Raw genomic sequence first — 17809 nt, 5'->3', positions numbered from 1 at the left:
CCTCACACGGCCAGTGCCTCGCGGTCGCGGTCGTCGTTCCGCTGGACGACGGCCGCGACCGTGAGCGCCGCGAGCGTTCCCGCGCCGAGCGCCATCCCGGTCCAGGCCACGCTCGGGAAGCCGAGCCCGGCGTCGATCGCGACGCCACCCAGTGCCGGCCCGACGGTGTTGCCGACGTTGAACGCCGAGGTCGTACTGGCCCCGACGAGCGTGGGTGCATCGCCGGCGGCCTGGTAGGCGCGGAGGTTCAGCGCCGGGTTGGCACCGAACCCGGCCACGCCGAAGGCGAGCACGGCCGCGACGGCGACGAGCGCGTCGGTGGTGAGGGCGAGCACGAGCAAGGCGGCCAGCGCGAGCGCGAGACAGCCGTAGAGCGTGGCGAACGGCCGCCGGTCGGCGAGCCTGCCGCCGGCGCTGATCCCGATCAGCGCGCCGACGCCGAACAGCGCCAGGACACCCGGCACCCATTCCGGGGGCAGGCCGTCGGTCTCGGTCAGCAGCGGCGCCAGGTAGCTGAACGCGGCGAAGATCATGGCCTGGCACAAGGCGATCACGCCGAGCGCGAGCCAGACCCGGCCCCGGCGGTAGAGCCGCAGTTCGCGGCGGACGCTCGCCGCGTCACCGGTCGTCTCGGGCACCAGCAGGGCCACCCCGGCCACCGCGACCAGTGTCACCGCCGCCACCGCCCAGAACGCTGTCCGCCAGCCCGCGTGCTGGCCGAGGAACGTGCCGGCGGGCACGCCGGCGATGTTCGCGACGGTCAGCCCGCCGACCAGCACCGCCATCGCGCGGCCGCGCCGGTCGACGGGCACGAGCGCGATCGTCGTCGCCAGGGCGACGGCCCAGAACCCGGCGCAGGCGAGGGCCGCGACCACCCGCGTCGCGAAGAGGACGGGGTACCCCTCGGCCAGGGCGCCGACGACGTGCGCGACGGCGAAGACGCCGAGCAGGGCCAGCAGCGTCCGGCGGCGGGGGAGGCGGAGGGTGCCGATCGCCAGCAGCGGCGCGCCGACGACCATGCCGATCGCGAACGCGGAGATCAGCAGCCCGGCGTCGGGGATGCTCACGTGCAGGTCGGCGGCCATGCCGGGGAGCAGGCCGGTGATCATGAACTCGGACGTGCCCAGCGCGAACACGCTGAGCCCGAGGACGAAGACGGCCAGCGGCATGGGGGTTCCTCCCGGTTGTGTATCGGTCAGTCCAAAATCAAGGCATGTTTCGTCGGTGTCGTGCGGTGTTCAGCGGGTGATGGCCGCCAGTGCGAGGTCCGCGACCGCGTGCATGCTTTGGCGGCTGGTGCCCCGGCGGGCCATGACGCGCAGGCCCGAAGTGGTGCTGAGCAGGAACTCCGCCACCTCGGCCGGGTCGAGGCCGTCCCGGAGGCTGCCGTCGAGCACGCCTTCCCGGACGCACTCGGCGAACATGGTCAGGTTCCGCTCGGTGTCGTTGCGCAGGGCGGCGCCCACTTCGTCGTCGGGCACGCCGAGTTCGGCCAGGGTGTTGACCACGAGGCAGCCGCGGCGGCGCTGGTCGAGGTCGTCCTCGACGGCGTGGTCGAGGACCGCGGCGATCCGCTCGGCCGCGGTGCCCGGGCCGTCGAGGATCGCCTGCCGCTTGCCGAGCTGGGTGCTGGTGTAGTGCGTGAGCGAGCGCCGGAAGAGGGCCCGCTTGCTGGTGAAGGTGTTGTAGACGCTGCTGCGCCCGAGCCCGGTGGCCTCGCACAGGTCCTGCGTCGACGTCGCCTCGTAGCCGTGCGCCCAGAAGGCGTGCATCGCCTTCTCGACGGCGGCGGTTTCGTCGAACTCCCGTGGCCTCGCCATGGGGTGAGCTTAGCAGAGTTTTGGACTGGTCGATTCACAACGGGCCCGCGTCAGCGTGCGGGCCGCCACATCGGCAAGATGACGGGGTGGGATACGACGCGTTGCTGTGGCTTTCGTTCGGCGGTCCGGAAGGGCCGGACGACGTCATGCCGTTCCTCGAGAACGTCACCAAGGGCCGGGGCGTGCCGCGGGAGCGGCTGCTCGAGGTCGCCGAGCACTACCAGCACTTCGGTGGTGTCTCGCCGATCAACAAGCTGAACCGCGACGCGATGGCCGCGGTCGAGAAGCAGCTCTCGGCCGCCGGCGTGGACCTGCCGGTGCACTTCGGCAACCGCAACTGGCACCCGATGGTCGAGGACACGCTGGCTTCGCTGACCGCGTCCGGCGCCCGGCGGATCCTGGTGTTCCCGACGAGCGCGTACGGCGGCTACTCGGCGTGCCGCCAGTACGACGAGGACATCGAGCGCGCCCGCGCGGCGGTGGGCCCGGATGCCCCCGAAATGGTGAAGCTGCGCCAGTTCTTCGACCACCCGCTGTTCGTCTCGGCGGTGGCGGACGGCGTGCGCGCGGCGCACGCGTCGCTGGGCGACGCGCCCGGGATCCGCACGGTGTTCACGGCCCACTCGGTCCCGGAGAGCGCGGACGTCGCGTCGGGCCCGCCGTCGGACGGCGGCCGCCGGTATTCGAAGCAGATCGCGGAGGCGGCCCGCCTGGTGGCGGCCGAAGCGGGCATCGATGGGTACGACGTCGTGTGGCAGTCGCGGTCGGGGCCGCCGCAGGTGCCGTGGCTGGAGCCGGACATCGTCGACCACATCGACGCGCTGCACGAGTCGGGGGTTTCCGGCGTGGTCGTGTCGCCGATCGGGTTCGTCTCGGATCACCTGGAGGTGATCTGGGACCTGGACAACGAGGCGGCGGAGCGAGCGGCGGAGCACGGAATGGCGTTCGCCCGCGCCGCGACGGCCGGTTCGGACCCGAGGTTCGCCGAGTTGGTGGTGGAGCTGATCCGCGAGCACACGCACGGGGTGAAGCCGCGCAAGCTGTCGCCGTTCCCGGCGGCGGGCTGCACGGTGAACGGCGCACCGTGCGCGGTGGGCTGCTGCGAACCGGCCAAGCGCCCGGCCCGCTGACGAACGCCCCAATGTGGCGTTGGGTGCGTGGGGCGCACCCAATGTGGCGTTGGGTGCGTGGGACGCACCGAAAGTGGCGTTGGGGCGCTCGGCCGTCAGCCCTCGCGGGCCGTCTGCTCCGCGAACACCCGCACCGCCTCGTTGACCGCCGCACACCGCGCTGTCCGCACCGCGTCCGACAGCGGCCGCAGCGCCTCGGCCCGCAACGACGAAGCCGAAGCCGACAGCGCTCCGCCCGGGTCGTCCGACGACGCGATCGCCAGGATCGCAGCGATCTCCTCCGCCCGCTGCAGCACCCGCAACGCCCGCCCCGGCGTCCCCGCCGGCCAGTCCACGTCCGGCCGTGACCGCAGGTGCGCCGAAAGCTCCGCCCGCACCCCCGGCCGGTCGGAAGCCACGTCCAGCGCCTGCAACGCCCCCGCGCTGTTCCGGATCGCGTCCGTCAGCCCGTGCTCGGCGTCCCCCAGCCCGACGTACTCGGGCGTGGCGGCCGAGGAGAGCGAGAAGGCCGTCCAGCGCACCAGGCCCTCGGCGATCGGCTGCGGCACCAGCCCGAAGCCGAGCTCCGGGAGGACCACCGCGTCGCCCGCGCGCAGCGCCGCCTCCGTGAACGGACCCCCGCCGCCGAGGCCGCGGACATCGCCCGGGACCGGGAGCACCAGGCGCATGCTTTTCGCTCCCTGCGAACGCAGGGCCATCAGCAGCTGGACCGGGGTGGCCGCCCGGTTGAACGCCAGCGGCAGCGCGAACGTCTCGGCGGCGGCCGCGTCGGCCGCCACGACGTCATGGGCTTCACCCCACGCGAGCAGGGCGTCGAGCACATCGTCGGAAGCGGCGGCTCCGTTCAGCCACGCGGAGGACCAGACGGCGAAGGTCGCACTGGGACGGCACACGACGCCCTATTTTACCGGGCCGCCCGCAACCGGCAGTGCGCGCCCACGCTGGAGTCGCTCCACATCGACGGGCCGCCGATCCGGCAGTAGCGTCGAACGGGTGAACGTAGTTCCAGACGCTCTTCCCCGCACCGCCGGGGCCCTGCGCGCGGCCGGGTACGAGCCGCGGCCGATCGCGCAAGAGATCCACGACAACCTGCTGAACGCCCTGAAGACCGGCGAAGACGCCTGGCCCGGCATCGTCGGGTTCTCCCGCACCGTGCTGCCGCAGCTCGAACGCGCGCTGCTGGCCGGGCACGACGTCGTCCTGCTCGGCGAACGCGGCCAGGGCAAGACCCGCCTGCTCCGCACCCTCGCCGGCCTGCTCGACGAGTGGACGCCCGTCATCGAGGGCTCCGAACTGGGCGAACACCCGCTGCAGCCGATCACGCCCGCCTCGATCCGGCGCGCCGCCGAACTCGGCGACGAGCTGCCGGTCGCCTGGCGCCACCGCTCCGAGCGCTACACCGAGAAGCTCGCGACGCCGGACACCTCCGTCGGCGACCTGATCGGCGACGTCGACCCGGTGAAGGTCGCCGAAGGCCGCAGCCTGGGCGATCCCGAGACCATCCACTTCGGCCTGGTCCCGCGCGCCCACCGCGGCATCGTCGCCATCAACGAGCTGCCCGACCTGGCCGAGCGCATCCAGGTCGCGCTGCTCAACGTGATGGAGGAGCGCGACATCCAGGTCCGCGGCTACACCCTGCGGCTGCCCCTGGACGTCCTGCTCGTCGCCACCGCGAACCCGGAGGACTACACCAACCGCGGCCGGATCATCACCCCGCTCAAGGACCGCTTCGGCGCCGAGATCCGCACCCACTACCCGCTCGACGTCGAGTCCGAAGTCGCCGTCGTCCGGCAGGAAGCCCACCTCGTCGCCGAGGTGGGCGAGCCGCTGCTGGAGGTCCTCGCCCGGTTCGTTCGGAACCTCCGGGAATCGCCGGTCATCGACCAGCGCTCCGGCGTCTCGGCGCGGTTCGCCGTCGCCGCGGCGGAAACCGTCGCGGCCGCGGCCCTGCGGCGCTCGGCGCTGACCGGGGAAGAACCGGCGGTCGCCCGTCCGGTCGACCTCGACGCCGTCCCGTCGGTGCTCCGCGGCAAGATCGAGTTCGAGCCCGGCGAGGAAGGCCGCGAGATCGAACACCTCGTGCACCTGCTGCGCCGCGCGATCGCCGAAACCGCCCGCGAGCGGTTCGCGGGGCTCGACCTGCGGCCGCTGGCCGACGCCGTCGCCGAGGGGCACCTGGTCGCCACCGGCGAGCGCGTGCCGGGCAAGGACGTCCTCGAGGCCCTGCCGGAGCTCCCGGTGCTGCACGAGGTCGCCCGGCGCGCGGGCGTCTCGGCCGACGAACCCGCCGGCCGGATCGCGGCCGCCGTCGAGCTCGCCCTGGAATCGCTGTTCCTGGCCCGCCGGCTGGCCAAGGACTCCGACGACACGACGACCGTCTACGGCCGATGACCGCGGTCCCGCTTCCCGACGGCTACTCCTACGGCCCGTGGCACGACGGGCCGGACCCCCTCGCGCCGCCGGCCGACCTGCGTGACGCGCTCGACGAGATCGGCCGCGAGGTCATGGCCGGGGCGTCGCCGCGGTCCGCGCTGGAGGAGCTGCTCCGGCGCGGCACCGACCGCACCTCGGGCCTGGACGAGCTGACCCGGCGCCTGTGGCAGCGCCGGTCGCAGATCCAGCGCCGCAACAACCTCGACGGCACCCTGCAGGAGGTCCAGCGCCTCCTGCAGGAAGCCCTCGACGCGGAGCGGCGCGAGCTGTTCCCGGACCCGGACGACGAAGCCCGCTTCCGCGAGGCGCAGCTCGACGCGCTGCCGCCCGGCACGGCCGCGGCCGTCAACGAGCTTTCCGAGTACGACTGGCGCTCCGAGCAGGGCCGGGAGAACTACCAGAAGATCCGGGACCTGCTCGGCCAGGAGCTGATGGAGTCGCGCTTCCAGGGCATGAAGCAGGCGTTGCAGAACGCCGGGCCCGAGGACGTCGAGCGGATCAACGAGATGCTCTCCGACCTCAACGACCTCCTCGCGGCCCACGCGCAGGGCGCCGAAGACATCCAGGAGCGCTTCGACGACTTCATGGCCAAGCACGGCGAGTTCTTCCCGGAGAACCCGCGCAACGTCGAAGAGCTCATCGACGCGCTCGCCGAACGGTCCGCGGCCGCGCAGCGGATGCTCAACTCGATGTCGGCCGAGCAACGCGCGGAGCTGGCCGAGCTGACCCAGCAGGCGTTCGGCGACCCGCGGCTGGCGCAGCAGCTGGCCCAGCTGGACAGCCAGCTGCGCGCGGCGCGGCCGGGCGAGGACTGGACGGGCTCGGAGCGCTTCCGCGGCAACAACCCGCTGGGCATGGGTGAAGGCGCCCAGGCGATGGCGGATCTCGCCGAGCTGGACGCGCTGGCCGAGCAGCTCGGGCAGTCCTACCCCGGTGCGCGGCTGGAGGACATCGACCTGGAGGCGCTCGAACGCCAGCTCGGCAAGGACGCGGGCGTCGACGCGCGGCGACTGTCCGAACTGGAGCGCGAGCTGCGCCGCCAGGGCCTGTTCGAACGGGCCGCCGACGGGTCGCTCCGGTTGTCGCCCAAGGCGTTGCGGCGCCTGGGCGAGACGGCGCTGTCCGACATCGTGAACGCGTTGCGCGGCAAGACCGGCGACCGCGAGACCGAGTCGGCGGGGGCCGCCGGCGAGCCCACCGGAGCGTCACGGCCGTGGCGGTTCGGGGACATGCAGCCCTGGGACGTGCCGCGGACCATCCGCAACGCCGTGCTGCGCTCGGTGTCGGTGGGGGAGAGCGCGGTCCGGCTGGACGTCGAGGACGTCGAAGTGGTCGAGACCGAGCACCGGTCGCGGGCGGCGGTGGCGCTGCTGGTCGACACGTCGTGGTCGATGGTGCAGGAGGGCCGCTGGCTGCCGATGAAGCGCACCGCGCTGGCGCTGCACCAGCTGATCAGCACGCGCTTCCGCAACGACGCGCTGCAGCTGATCACGTTCGGCCGGTACGCGACGTCGGTGGAGCTGCCGGAGCTGATCGGGCTGGAGGGCGCGTGGGAGCAGGGCACCAACGCCCACCACGGCCTGCTCCTGGCCGGGCAGCACCTGCGCCGGCATCCCGACGCCCAGCCGGTGGTGCTGATGGTCACCGACGGCGAGCCGACCGCCCACCTGGAACCGGACGGCGAAGCGGTCTTCGACTACCCGCCCCAGCCGCGGACCCTCCACAAGACACTGTCCGAAGTGGACAGGCTGGCCAAGCTGGGCGCGTCGGTGACGGTGTTCCGCCTCGGCGACGACCCGCGGCTGACGGCGTTCGTGGACGTGATCGCGCGCCGTTCGGGCGGCCGGGTGGTTGCACCGGACCTCGACGGCCTGGGCGCCGCGGTGGTCGGGGACTACCTGCGCACGCGGCGCCGCTGACGCGGTCGGCGGTCCAGGGAGCCATGGGGTCCGCGGTGGTCGGCGATTGCCTGCGTACGCGGCGGCGCTGACGCGTGGCCAGTGGGCTAGCGAGCCGTGGGCGCCCGTGGTGGTCGGCGATTGCCTGCGTACGCGGCGGCGCTGACGCGTGGCCAGTGGGCTAGCGAGCCCTGTGCGCCGGCGGTGGTCGGCGATGGCTCACGCATCCGGCGGCGCTGATGCGCGGTCGGCGGGCTCGGGAGCCCGGGCCGCCCTCGGTGCCGTGCCGGTCGGGGACTACCTGCGCATCCGGCGCAGCTGAACCCGCTCAGCCGGCCCGGGGAACCCGCTCACCCGCCCGGTGGAGCGACCGGGCCGCGAGCGCGATGTCCTCGTGGCCGGCGGGCAGGTAGGCGTGGTGGTCCGCGAGCACCTCGAGGCCGAGCGTGCGGGCCCGGGCGAGTGCGCCCGCCTCGACCAGGAGGTCGACCGAGCGGCGCCGCAACCGCAGGATGCGGCCGAGCCGGGAGCCGAGCTCGCCCGACGGCAGCGCGCGGAAGTGCCGCCACAGCGCGGCGGCGTGGTCGACGAGGTCCACGGTCGGGTCGCCGGCCTCGACCACGTCGAACGCCCGGTCCAGTGCCGGTGCGAGCCGCTCTTCCGCGTGCAGCCTGCCGAGCACCGCCCGCTGGGTCAGCCGGTGCATCACGACGACGCCGCCGCGGACGTCGAACTCCGCGAGGGACGCGCCGGCGAGGCCGGCGAGCGCGGCGTCCACCGCCACCGGGTCCGGCCCGGCGCGGTGTGCCAGGGCGCGGCGCGTCCCCCGCGAAGCGAGCACGGCGAGCAGTTCCGCGACGACCAGGGCCCGGCTGTCCCGGGCCGCCACCATCCGCAGCGCGGCGAGGGTGGTGTCCTCGGCGCAGGCCGGGTGGGCTTCACCCGGCTCCCGTTCGAGCGGCGGGGTGTGCGGCAGCCGGTCGAGGTAGCTCGCGAAGCCCTGCCGCCGGATCACCGCGGCCGCCTGGGCCAGTGCGAGCGGCAGGCAGCCCAGCTCCCGGACGACGTCCACAGTGGCCTCGTCCGGGTCTCGGCCCGCTCGCGCGCCGAGGAACCGGACCGCGTCGGCCTCGTCGAACCCGCCGACCGCGACCGTGCCACCGAGCACTTCGAAGTCCGGCACGGTGGTCGTGACGAGCACCCGGGCCCGGGCGGGCAGCCACCGGTTGAGCGCGTCCGGGTCGATCGCGCCGTCGAAGACCACGACCGCGTCGCCGAGGCCGTCGAGCCACGCCAGGCCCGCGCGGGCGGCCGTTTCGGCGTCGGGTCCGGCCGCGCCGGCCAGTTCCGCGAACGCCAGTACGGCGTTCGCCGGGTCTTCCGCCGCGACCCAGACCACGGGCGAGCGGCTTTCGCGGGCGAACGCGGCGGCCAGGTGGGTCTTGCCCGCGCCGCTTCCGCCGAGGAGGACACAGAACCGGCCGGAACGGAAGATCTCCTCGATCCGTGCCCGCAGAGAGCCGCGGTGCACGGCGGACAACGGTTCGCGGGGGACGTCGCCGAACACCGTCCAGGTGCCGGGAACCGGCGGTTTCCGGCGTCGCAGCAGCACCGCGACGACCGCCGTGACCAGGGCGATCACCGCACCGGCGATGCCCACCACGACCTCGGCCCTCATCGAGCCAGGCTAACCGCGCTCGCCGGGGTGTGACGGCTACGGAAGGGTGACGCTTGACCCTCACGCGGCGTGAGGCACCACCGTGATCACCGCAAGGGCCACAACGGCCGCCAGAGGAGAAGGGGAACCGATGGGACATCCCGTGGGCAAGGTCGCCGCGCTGGCCGGGATCACCGTCCGGACGCTGCACCACTACGACGAGATCGGCCTGCTCAGCCCGAGCGGGCGGACGAGCTCGGGGTACCGCAGCTACGCCGACGACGATCTCGACCGGTTGCAGCGCATCCTGTTCTACCGGGAGCTCGGGTTCCCCCTCGAGACGATCGCGACCCTCGTCGACGACCCCGGTATCGACGCCGACGCGCACCTGAAGAGGCAGCGGGAGCTGCTGGTCGCGCGGATGGGCGAGCTGGGGCGGATGGTCGCGGCCGTCGATCGCGCGATGGAGGCGAGAGCCATGGGCAACGCACTGACGCCCGAGGAGAAGTTCGAAGTGTTCGGCGGGTTCCGCGAGCCGGACGGCTACGCGGAAGAAGCCGCGCGACGCTGGGGCGACACCCCCGAGTGGCGGGGCGCCGCGACACCGTCCAAGGAGGACCTGGCGGCCGGGGAAGCGGTCCGCCAGGACTGGGTCCGCCGCCTCACCGCGGTGCTGGACGCGGGTGGCGCGCCGGACAGCACCGAGGCGGCGGACCTCGCCGAGGAGCACCGGGCGATGCTCGCCCGGGTGATGGGCGAGTGCTCGTACGAGACGCAGCGGCGGATCGGTGAGCTGTACGTCACCGAGCCGGTGCAGCTCGGGTTCCTGGTCCGGGAGGACGAGCAGCGGCCGGGTGTCGGGGAGTTCGTCCGCGACGCGATCGTGGCGAACATCGCACGCCGGCCGTAGCCGCTGCTCCACGTGGGGGAGGAGTCCCACCGGGCGGGAGGGCGCCGGAGTCAGCGCTTACAGTCGAGGGTATGCAGACTTGGTCATCGGTCGACGTGCCCCGCATCCCCGGCACCCCCCGCCCGCTGCGGCTCCACGACACGGCCACCGGGCAGATCCGCCCGACCGCGCCCGGCCCCACCGCCCGGATGTACGTCTGCGGCATCACGCCCTACGACGCGACGCATCTGGGGCACGCCGCGACGTACCTGGCCTTCGACCTGGTGAACCGCGTGTGGCGGGACAACGGGCACGACGTCCACTACGTGCAGAACGTCACGGACATCGACGAGCCGCTGCTCGAGCGGGCCGAGCGCGACCAGGACGACTGGGTCGTGCTGGGCATGCGCGAGACGGCCCTGTTCCGCGAGGACATGACCGCGCTGCGCGTGCTCCCGCCGAAGCAGTTCGTCGGTGCGGTGGAAAGCATCCCGGAGATCGTCGAGGTCATCGCGAAGCTGCTCGCCAACGGCGCGGCCTACCGGGCGGACGACCCGGAGTTCCCGGACGTCTACTTCGACCACACGGCGACCGGCCGGTTCGGCTACGAGTCGAACTACGACGAGCCGACGATGACCAGGTTCTTCGCCGAGCGCGGCGGTGACCCCGACCGCGCCGGCAAGCGCCACCCCCTGGACGCGCTGCTGTGGCGGGTGGCCCGCGAGGGCGAGCCGTCGTGGGAGTCGGAGCTGGGCCCGGGCCGCCCGGGCTGGCACATCGAGTGCAGCGCGATCGCGGTCAACCGGCTGGGCCTCGGGTTCGACCTCCAGGGCGGTGGTTCGGACCTGATCTTCCCGCACCACGAGTACAGCGCGGCGCACGCCGAGGCGGTGGCCAAGGACGGGCCGTTCGCCCGCCACTACGTGCACGCCGGGATGATCGGCCTCGACGGCGAGAAGATGTCGAAGTCGCGCGGGAACCTGGTGTTCGTCTCGCGGCTGCGAGCAGACCAGGTCGACCCGGGCGCGATCCGGCTGGCGCTGTTCGCCGGCCACTACCGCGCCGACCGCGCCTGGACGCCCGCGCTGCTGACCGAGGCGGAGACGCGCCTGGCGCGCTGGCGCGAAGCCGTCTCGCTGCCCACCGGCCCGTCCGCCGAGGACACCGTCTCCCGGCTGCGCGACCACCTCTCCGACGACCTCGACACGCCGAAGGCCCTGGCGGCGATCGACGCGTGGGCGAGCGAAGCCCTGCGCCGCGACGGCACGGACCCGGCCGCACCCGGCCTGATCCGCATCGCCGTCGACGCCCTGCTCGGCATCACCCTGTGAATCCGTGAATGTCGCATTGAGGGACTCTGAGTCCCTCAATGCGACATTCACGGACCTCGGTGACTGTATAACGGCCTATACGGTCGCGGGTCGGCCGGCGGCCAGTTCCAGGTGGTCACCTGCCCAGTCCCGGCGCAGCCACCGGTCATGGGACGCGATGACGACCGCGCCCGGTGCCGTTTCGAGGGCCGTGAACAGTTCTTCCGCCAGGGTCAGCGAAATGTGGTTCGTCGGCTCGTCGAGCAGGAGCACGTCCGGTGGTTCGGCGAGCAGGACCGCCAGCGCCAGCCGGCGGCGCTGGCCCACCGAGAGCGCGCCCACCGGCTGCCGCAGATCCCGGGACGCCAGCAGGCCGAGGTGGTTCAGCGGGGGAGCGTCCTCGCCGAGCGCGTCCCGGTACACCCGGGCCGCGGTCCGTTCCGGCTCGGTGAACACGACGTCCTGCTCCAGTAGCCCGACGCGCACGCCGTGTCCGAAGTGGACGGCGCCGCCGGCGGGGGTGAGCCGCCCGGCCAGCACGGCCAGCAGCGTCGACTTCCCGGCGCCGTTCCCGCCGGTGACGAGCAGCTGGGCCGACGCGCCGACGTCCAGCCGGGGCAGGCTCAGCCGTCCCGGCACCTCCAGCGAGCGCACGGAGATCGCGGGTCCGTCGCCGGTCGCGTGCCCGGTGAGCTCCGCCCGGAACCGCAGCGGCGCCGGGGGTTTGCGGACCTGGTCGCGTTCGAGGTGCTCGAGCCGCTGCTCGGCGTCGCGCACCCGCCGCGAGATCGTCTTCTGGACGCGGGCGCCCTTGAAGTGGTGGATGAACTTGTCGTTGTCGCGCGGGCCGCGGCCGTACGCGACGTTGCGCGCGGTGACCGCGACGGTCTCCCGCAGCTCTTTCAGCTCCTCCTGTTCTTCGGCGAAGCGCTGTTCCCACCGCGCCCGCTCGGCCTTCTTGTGCCCGAGGTAGTCCGAGTAGCTGCCGCCGTAGCGGACCGCGCCGCCGGCCTGGCGGTCGGCCGCGGCCGGGTCCAGGTCGACGATGTCGGTGCACACCGCGTCGAGGAACACCCGGTCGTGCGACGACAGCACGACGATCCCGGTCAGCTCGGTGAGGTGGCGTTCCAGGAAGTCCATCGCGGCGTCGTCGAGGTGGTTGGTCGGCTCGTCCAGCAGCAGGGTTTCCGGTCGCCGGACCAGGAGCGCGGCCAGCCCGAGCCGGGATCGCTGGCCACCGGACAGCGTGCCGAGCCGCCGGGCCGGCTCGACGCCGCCGAGGCCGAGCCCGTCGCAGACGAGCTTCGCGCGCCGGTCGGCGTCCCAGAGGTCGTGGGCCTGCGCCCATTCCAGGACCCGGCCGTACTCGTCGAGCACGGCCGGATCGTCGGGCCGGTCGGCCATCGCCGCGGTCAATTCGTCGAGGCGGCCGGTGGCCGCGCGGATCTCGGCAAGCGAGTCGTCGAGGACGTCGGCGAAGGTCGCGTCCATCGGGAACGGCAGCTCCTGCAGCAGGAACCCGACATCCGGGCCGCGGAGCACTTCGCCGGAGCGAGGTTCTTCGAGCCCGGCGAGCAGCCGCAGCAGCGTGGACTTGCCGGTGCCGTTCTCGCCGACCAGGCCGAGCCGCTGTCCGGCCGACGCGGTCAGCGTGACGCCGTCGAGGACGACGCGGGTGCCGTAGCCGAAGACGACGTCCTTGGCCTGCAAGGGAAAAAGGGGGGACATGCGCGATCACCGGGCCCGGATGAGAAGAAGCGGAAATCCCGCCGGGCGTCGTGGCACGCGGGAGCGTCAGGCTCGACCGGGGTGCCGCCTCGGAAGCGGGATGGGCGCGGTTCAGTTCCTCATAGTGGAACCAGGCTAACGCAACATCCGTAGAGTTAGTCAACCGGTTATGGCGTGGGTCACATCCGGCAGGTTTCCCGACGCCTGTTCGGCGGCGACGGTGCCGTCGGTGAGGAATCCGACGAGCGCCGTCAGCTGACGGCGGTCCAGGCGCGCGAGTCGCTCGCCGACGAACCGGGCCATCGGCGCGTACAGCTCGGCGAGCTCGGCCATCCGGTCGGGCAGCGGCCGGACGACGAGCCGGCGGCGGTCGGCCGGGTCCGGGGCACGCTCGGCGAGGCGGTGGCGCTCCATCCGGTCGAGCAGCCGCGTGAACGCGCCCGTGGACATCCCGAGCAGCCGGGCGAGCTCGGTCGGGGAGTCGCTGACGCCGCCGTGGAGCAGGTGCAGGCAGTGCAGCTCGGTGGGGGTGACGGCCATCCGCTCGGCGACCGCGGCGTGGAAGAGGGCGGTGGAGCCCACGAACCGGGGGAGGGCGAGGGCGGCGGCGGTGGCGAGTTCGCGCTGGTCGGGCAACGTCCATCCAAGGTCGGGTGACGACGCAGTCACTGCTTCGTGCAGTCACTGCCTCGTGAACGATAGCGGACGCGCTTGACAAACCCGCGGGCGGCCCCAACTATGAAAGAGGACTTTCGAAACACCTCTTTCAGATAGGACGACCGATGGCCGAGCTGCCGCCGCGCAAGCGGATCGAGGACGTCGAGCTGCTGCGCGCGCTGTCCCACCCGCTGCGCTCGGCGCTCCTGAACCACCTGACCGCCGTCGGTCCGCGCACCGCGAGCGAGTGTGCCGACGCGGTCGGCTCGACCGCGTCCAACTGCAGCTGGCACCTGCGGCAGCTCGCGCAGTACGGCCTGGTCGAGCGGGCGGACGCGGAGGACGGCCGTGAGCGGCCGTGGCGCGCCCGCCAGGTCGGGCTGGAGATGGGGGAGCTGGCCGACGACCCGGCGCACCGGGCGGCCCAGCTCGGCATGGTGGGCGCGACGCTGAGCCACGAGCAGGAGCTGACCCAGCGGTACCTGGACTCGCTCGACGGCCTCGACCCCGCCTGGCGCGCGGCGTCCGGCCTGATCTCGTACGCGCTGCGCGTCACGCCGGAGGAGCTGACCCGGCTCACGCACGCGATCGACGCGCTCGTGCGGCCGTACGTCGGCGCGATCCGGACGGACGCGCCCGACGGTGCCCACCCGGTGCACGTCGGCCTGCGGGCGTTCCCGCGCATCGAACACTCGGGGAAGGCGGAGGAATGAAGCAGTTGCTGGGGGTTCCGGCGTTCGCGCGGTTGTGGGTGGCCGCGTTCTTCGGCGAGACGGCCGAGTGGATGTTGCAGGTGGCGCTGCCGCTGTACGTCTTCCAGCGCACCGGCTCCGCCGCGACGACGGCGCTGAGCATCGTGCTCGGCCTGCTGCCCGCGGTACTGCTGAGCCCGGTCGCCGGGGTGGTGGCCGACCGGTGGAACCGGCGGGCGGTGCTGTTCGGCGTCTGCTGCGGGCTGGCCGTCGTCGCGCTGCCGCTGCTGGCCGAGCCCGGCGTCGTCGTCGTGTACGCGGTGATGGCCGCCCAGGCGGCGCTGGCGTCGGTGTTCGAGCCGGCGCGGAACGCCTTGGTGCCGGAGCTGGTCGGCCTCGAGGAGGTCACCGGGGCGAACGGCCTGATGAGCGTGAACGGCAGCGTCGCGCGGCTGGCGGGCGGCTGGGCGGGCGGCGCGCTGCTCGGCTTCGGCGGGCTCGCGGACGTCATCACCGGCTACCTGGCGGTGCTGGCGGTGGCGGCGGCGCTGCTGGCCAAGCCGTTCCGCCGGGTGAGCGCGCCCGTGCCGGCCGCCGCGCCCGAACCGGTGGTGCGGGCCTGGCTGGACGGTCTCCGCGAGCTCGCGCACAACCGGCGACTGTGGCGCACCGGGCTCGCGGTCGTGTTCACCTCCCTGGCGCAGGGCATGTTCCTGGTGCTGTTCGTGGTGTACGTCCTGGACGTGCTGGGCGGCAGCGAGGCCGATGCGGGCCTGCTCCGGGGCGTGCAGGCGATCGGCGGGCTGGCGGCCGGCTTCGCGCTGGCCACGGTGGCACGCCGGGTGGCCCCGGCGGCGCTGCTCGGCTGGGGGTCGATCGCGCTGGGCCTGGTGTCCGCGGTGATCTGGAACCTGTGGCTGGTGACGACGTCGCTCGGGCTGTACGTGGGGTTGTTCATCCTGGTCGGGGCGCCGGGGGTGGCCGCGGGCGCGGGGGTGCTGTCGGAGATCCAGAGCGCGGTGGCACCGGAACGGGCGGGCCGGGTGTTGAGCACGGCGTTCGCCGCGATCGCGACGTTCACCACCGCCGGGGCGCTGCTGGCGGGGACGCTGGTCGCGACGACGGGGCCGGCGGTGCTGCTGAACATCCAGGCCGGCGTCTACGTCCTGGCCGGGGTGCTCATGCTGGTCCGCAAGCGCGGGTTTCGCGGAACTTCCCCGTCTTCGATGGCTACGGTGGAGGGGTGCCGCACCTCTTCGCCACCAGCGACCTCCACGTGACCCACGAGGGCAACGGCCCGATCCTCGACGACGTCGTCCCGGAGACGCCCGGTGACTGGCTGCTCGTCGCCGGGGACGTCGCCGAGCGGGCCGAAGCGACCATCGCGACCCTGAAGACCCTGCGCGAACGGTTCGCGAAGGTCGTCTGGGTGCCGGGCAACCACGAGCTGTGGACGACCAAGACCGACGAGTGCCAGCTGCGGGGCCAGGCGCGCTACGAGTACCTGGTCGAGCAGTGCCGCGAGATCGACGTGCTCACGCCCGAAGACGAGTTCCCGGTCTGGCCGCACGGGCGGCGGCCGCTCACGATCGCGCCGCTCTTCCTGCTCTACGACTACAGCTGGCGGACCCCGGAGGCGGAGGGCCGGTCCCTGGAGGAGGCCCTGAGCCAGGCCCGGGCCGCCGGGGTGGTCTGCACGGACGAGTACTTCCTGTACCCGGACCCGTACCCGAGCCGGCAGGCGTGGTGCGAGGACCGGCTCAAGATCAGCACCGAACGCCTCGACGCGGTCCCCGAGGACCACGGCACGATCCTGATGTCGCACTGGCCGCTGCACCGCCACCCGACGGCGCCGCTGTACTGGCCGGAGTTCGCGCTGTGGTGCGGCACCACGAAGACCGAGGACTGGCACGTCCGCTACCGCGCGGAGATCGCCGTCTACGGCCACCTGCACATCCCGCGCACGACCGAGGCCGACGGCGTGCGGTTCGAAGAGGTCTCCCTGGGCTACCCGCGCGAGTGGCGCAAGCGGGCGCGGGGCGCGGTGCCGATGCGCCGGATCCTCTGGCCGTCATGATTCCCCGCGCCGCCGCTCCCTGAGCGCGCGCACCCGGCCGCGGCTGGCGCAGGCGGGGGACGGGCACCAGCGCCGCCGCCCGCCCGGGTCCGCGAAGACGGCCCGGCAGTCCTGCTCGGGGCAGGCGCGCAGGTCGTGCCGCAGCGGCCCGGTGAGCCAGTCGGCCGCCTGGTGGGCGAGCCGGCCGAACGCGGCCGCTGCCGTCGGCGGGGCGCTGCGGTGCAGCCGGTCGAGCGCGGCCAGGTGCACCGGCTCCGCCGCGAGGAACGTCGTCAGCCCCCGCACCTGGTCCGCGGTCGCCGCGACGCCGTCGACCGCGCCCACGGCCAGTGGCCGCAGTGTCTCGCGGAGGTCGTGAGCGCCGGCCAGGTCGACGCCGGTGATCCGGGTGAGCGGGGTCAGTTCCGACAGGGCCAGCCACTCGCGCAACCGCTCCACCGTCGGCAACCGCTCGACCGGCCGCGCCCCGAAGTGGCGGCCGCGCGTGGCGAGCAGGTTCAGCCAGGGGGCGCCCATGTCGAGGCGGAAGTCGTCCGGCACGTGGCCATCGTAACGGGTGAGGCGTTACACTCGCGGCCGTGACCGGGGAACCGCAGGTAAGGACGGTGCTGGGCGACATCGACCCGGCCGAACTGGGCGTGACCGACGCGCACGACCACCTGTTCTTCGCCTCGAAGCTGCTGCCGGGCCAGGAGCTCGACGACCTGACGGCGGCGAAGGAGGCCCCCGCCCATTTCAAGATGGCCGGTGGTTCGGCGCTCGTGCAGTGGACGCCGTTCGGGCTGGGCCGCCGCACGCGGGAGCTGGCCCGGATCTCCGAAGAGCTCGGGGTGCACGTCGTCGCGGCCACCGGCCTGCACCGGGCCGAGCACTACGCGCCGGCCGCGCTGAGCCGGGTGGTCGACGACCTGGTCCGCGTCTTCGTCGCCGACCTGATCGAGGGCACCCAGCCCGGGGACGACCCCGGCGAACCGCGCACTGGGCCGCGGGCCGGGCTGATCAAGGTCGCCGGCGCGTTCCACACGGTCGACTCCCACGCCCGGCTGACGCTGACCGCCGCCGCGGTCGCGCACCAGGAGACCGGCGCGACGATCGCCGTGCACCTCGAACTCGGCACCACCGGACTCGAAGTGGCCGAGCTGCTGTGCGAGAAGCTCCAAGTCCCGCCTGACCGGGTGATTCTCGGGCACCTCAACCGCAACCCGGATCCCCAGGCTCAGCGGGCGATCGCCGAGACCGGCGTGTTCCTCGGCTTCGACGGCCCGTCACGTGCCAACCACGCCACCGACTGGCGGCTCTTCGACGGCCTCGAGGCACTGGTCGAGGCGGGGCACGGCGGCCGGATCCTGCTGGGCGGCGACACGACGACCGCGGCGGCCCGGCACCAGCCGGGCGCGTCCTACCTGCTCACGAACCTGGCGCCGAGGCTGACGAAGCAGCTGGGCGGCGACGTCGTCACGGCCGTGCTGGTGGCGAACCCCGCGCGGGCGTTCGCCACCAGCTGGCTGAAGTAGCGGC

General features: G+C 73.4%; 16 protein-coding genes. 9 read left to right on the top strand and 7 right to left on the bottom strand.

The annotated features are described in order from the left end of the window. Positions 1-2 precede the first annotated feature (2 nt). Positions 3-1169, bottom strand: a complete 1167-nt coding sequence (locus tag QRX60_RS38695; protein WP_285996418.1) for a Cmx/CmrA family chloramphenicol efflux MFS transporter — start codon at positions 1167-1169, stop codon at positions 3-5. A gap of 69 nt (positions 1170-1238) precedes the next feature. Further along, the gene (locus QRX60_RS38690) at positions 1239-1820 is read right to left on the bottom strand and encodes a TetR/AcrR family transcriptional regulator (protein WP_285996417.1); all 582 of its coding nucleotides are present in this window, start codon (positions 1818-1820) and stop codon (positions 1239-1241) included. Between the two features lie 86 nt (positions 1821-1906). Between QRX60_RS38690 and QRX60_RS38685 the strand changes: the two genes are divergently transcribed. After that, positions 1907-2950: a ferrochelatase gene (locus QRX60_RS38685; RefSeq protein WP_285996416.1), complete on the top strand. Its 1044-nt coding sequence runs from the start codon at positions 1907-1909 to the stop codon at positions 2948-2950. 95 nt (positions 2951-3045) lie between these two features. Here QRX60_RS38685 and QRX60_RS38680 read toward each other — a convergent pair whose 3' ends face one another. Beyond that, complete coding sequence (locus tag QRX60_RS38680) at positions 3046-3843, bottom strand: hypothetical protein (protein WP_285996415.1); 798 nt, start codon at positions 3841-3843, stop codon at positions 3046-3048. 100 nt (positions 3844-3943) lie between these two features. On the opposite strand from QRX60_RS38680, the gene QRX60_RS38675 reads away from it, so the two are divergent. Together QRX60_RS38675 and QRX60_RS38670 are read left to right on the top strand one after the other, a co-directional pair. After that, entirely contained in the window at positions 3944-5341 is a 1398-nt protein-coding gene (locus QRX60_RS38675) for an ATP-binding protein (protein ID WP_285996414.1), read from the top strand. Beyond that, the gene (locus QRX60_RS38670; protein ID WP_285996413.1) at positions 5338-7302 is read left to right on the top strand and encodes a VWA domain-containing protein; all 1965 of its coding nucleotides are present in this window, start codon (positions 5338-5340) and stop codon (positions 7300-7302) included. Before QRX60_RS38675 ends, QRX60_RS38670 begins: the two co-directional genes overlap by 4 nt. Positions 7303-7609: 307 nt before the next feature. Here the strand turns inward: QRX60_RS38670 and QRX60_RS38665 are convergent, their stop codons facing one another. Beyond that, a complete protein-coding gene (locus QRX60_RS38665) occupies positions 7610-8959 on the bottom strand; it encodes a hypothetical protein (RefSeq protein ID WP_285996412.1) in 1350 nt (449 codons plus the stop codon). A 130-nt stretch (positions 8960-9089) separates the two neighbouring features. Here QRX60_RS38665 and QRX60_RS38660 point away from each other — a divergent pair, with 130 nt between their 5' ends. Next, positions 9090-9848 (top strand): MerR family transcriptional regulator, encoded by a 759-nt coding sequence (locus QRX60_RS38660; protein WP_285996411.1) that lies wholly within the window; start codon positions 9090-9092, stop codon positions 9846-9848. 71 nt (positions 9849-9919) lie between these two features. Beyond that, a complete protein-coding gene (mshC, locus tag QRX60_RS38655; protein ID WP_285996410.1) occupies positions 9920-11158 on the top strand; it encodes a cysteine--1-D-myo-inosityl 2-amino-2-deoxy-alpha-D-glucopyranoside ligase in 1239 nt (412 codons plus the stop codon). 75 nt (positions 11159-11233) lie between these two features. On the opposite strand, the gene QRX60_RS38650 is transcribed toward mshC, so the two are convergent. Together QRX60_RS38650 and QRX60_RS38645 are read right to left on the bottom strand one after the other, a co-directional pair. After that, on the bottom strand, positions 11234-12865 hold the full coding sequence (locus QRX60_RS38650; RefSeq protein WP_285996409.1) for an ABC-F family ATP-binding cassette domain-containing protein: 1632 nt from the start codon (positions 12863-12865) through the stop codon (positions 11234-11236). A 159-nt stretch (positions 12866-13024) separates the two neighbouring features. Continuing rightward, positions 13025-13501 carry a MarR family winged helix-turn-helix transcriptional regulator gene (locus QRX60_RS38645; protein ID WP_285996408.1) on the bottom strand — a complete coding sequence of 159 codons (477 nt, stop codon included), beginning with the start codon at positions 13499-13501 and terminating at the stop codon, positions 13025-13027. Between the two features lie 146 nt (positions 13502-13647). On the opposite strand from QRX60_RS38645, the gene QRX60_RS38640 reads away from it, so the two are divergent. Genes QRX60_RS38640 through QRX60_RS38630 form a run of 3 tightly spaced genes read left to right on the top strand, consistent with a single transcriptional unit; the run spans position 13648 to position 16291 of the window. Then, positions 13648-14235 (top strand): ArsR/SmtB family transcription factor, encoded by a 588-nt coding sequence (locus tag QRX60_RS38640; protein ID WP_285996407.1) that lies wholly within the window; start codon positions 13648-13650, stop codon positions 14233-14235. Further along, on the top strand, positions 14232-15494 hold the full coding sequence (locus tag QRX60_RS38635) for an MFS transporter (protein WP_285996406.1): 1263 nt from the start codon (positions 14232-14234) through the stop codon (positions 15492-15494). The genes QRX60_RS38640 and QRX60_RS38635 overlap by 4 nt, the downstream gene beginning before the upstream one ends. Next, complete coding sequence (locus QRX60_RS38630) at positions 15458-16291, top strand: metallophosphoesterase family protein (RefSeq protein WP_285996405.1); 834 nt, start codon at positions 15458-15460, stop codon at positions 16289-16291. The genes QRX60_RS38635 and QRX60_RS38630 overlap by 37 nt, the downstream gene beginning before the upstream one ends. Here QRX60_RS38630 and QRX60_RS38625 read toward each other — a convergent pair. After that, complete coding sequence (locus tag QRX60_RS38625; protein WP_285996404.1) at positions 16286-16831, bottom strand: CGNR zinc finger domain-containing protein; 546 nt, start codon at positions 16829-16831, stop codon at positions 16286-16288. The two genes, QRX60_RS38630 and QRX60_RS38625, sit on opposite strands and share 6 nt — an antisense overlap. Before the next feature lie 38 nt (positions 16832-16869). Here QRX60_RS38625 and QRX60_RS38620 point away from each other — a divergent pair, with 38 nt between their 5' ends. Then, entirely contained in the window at positions 16870-17805 is a 936-nt protein-coding gene (locus QRX60_RS38620; protein WP_285996403.1) for a phosphotriesterase family protein, read from the top strand. Positions 17806-17809 lie beyond the last annotated feature (4 nt).

The organism is Amycolatopsis mongoliensis (assembly GCF_030285665.1).
Taxonomy (GTDB): domain Bacteria; phylum Actinomycetota; class Actinomycetes; order Mycobacteriales; family Pseudonocardiaceae; genus Amycolatopsis; species Amycolatopsis mongoliensis.
Note: the sequence above shows the minus strand (reverse complement) of the source record. Positions and strands in the feature narration are given on the sequence as shown.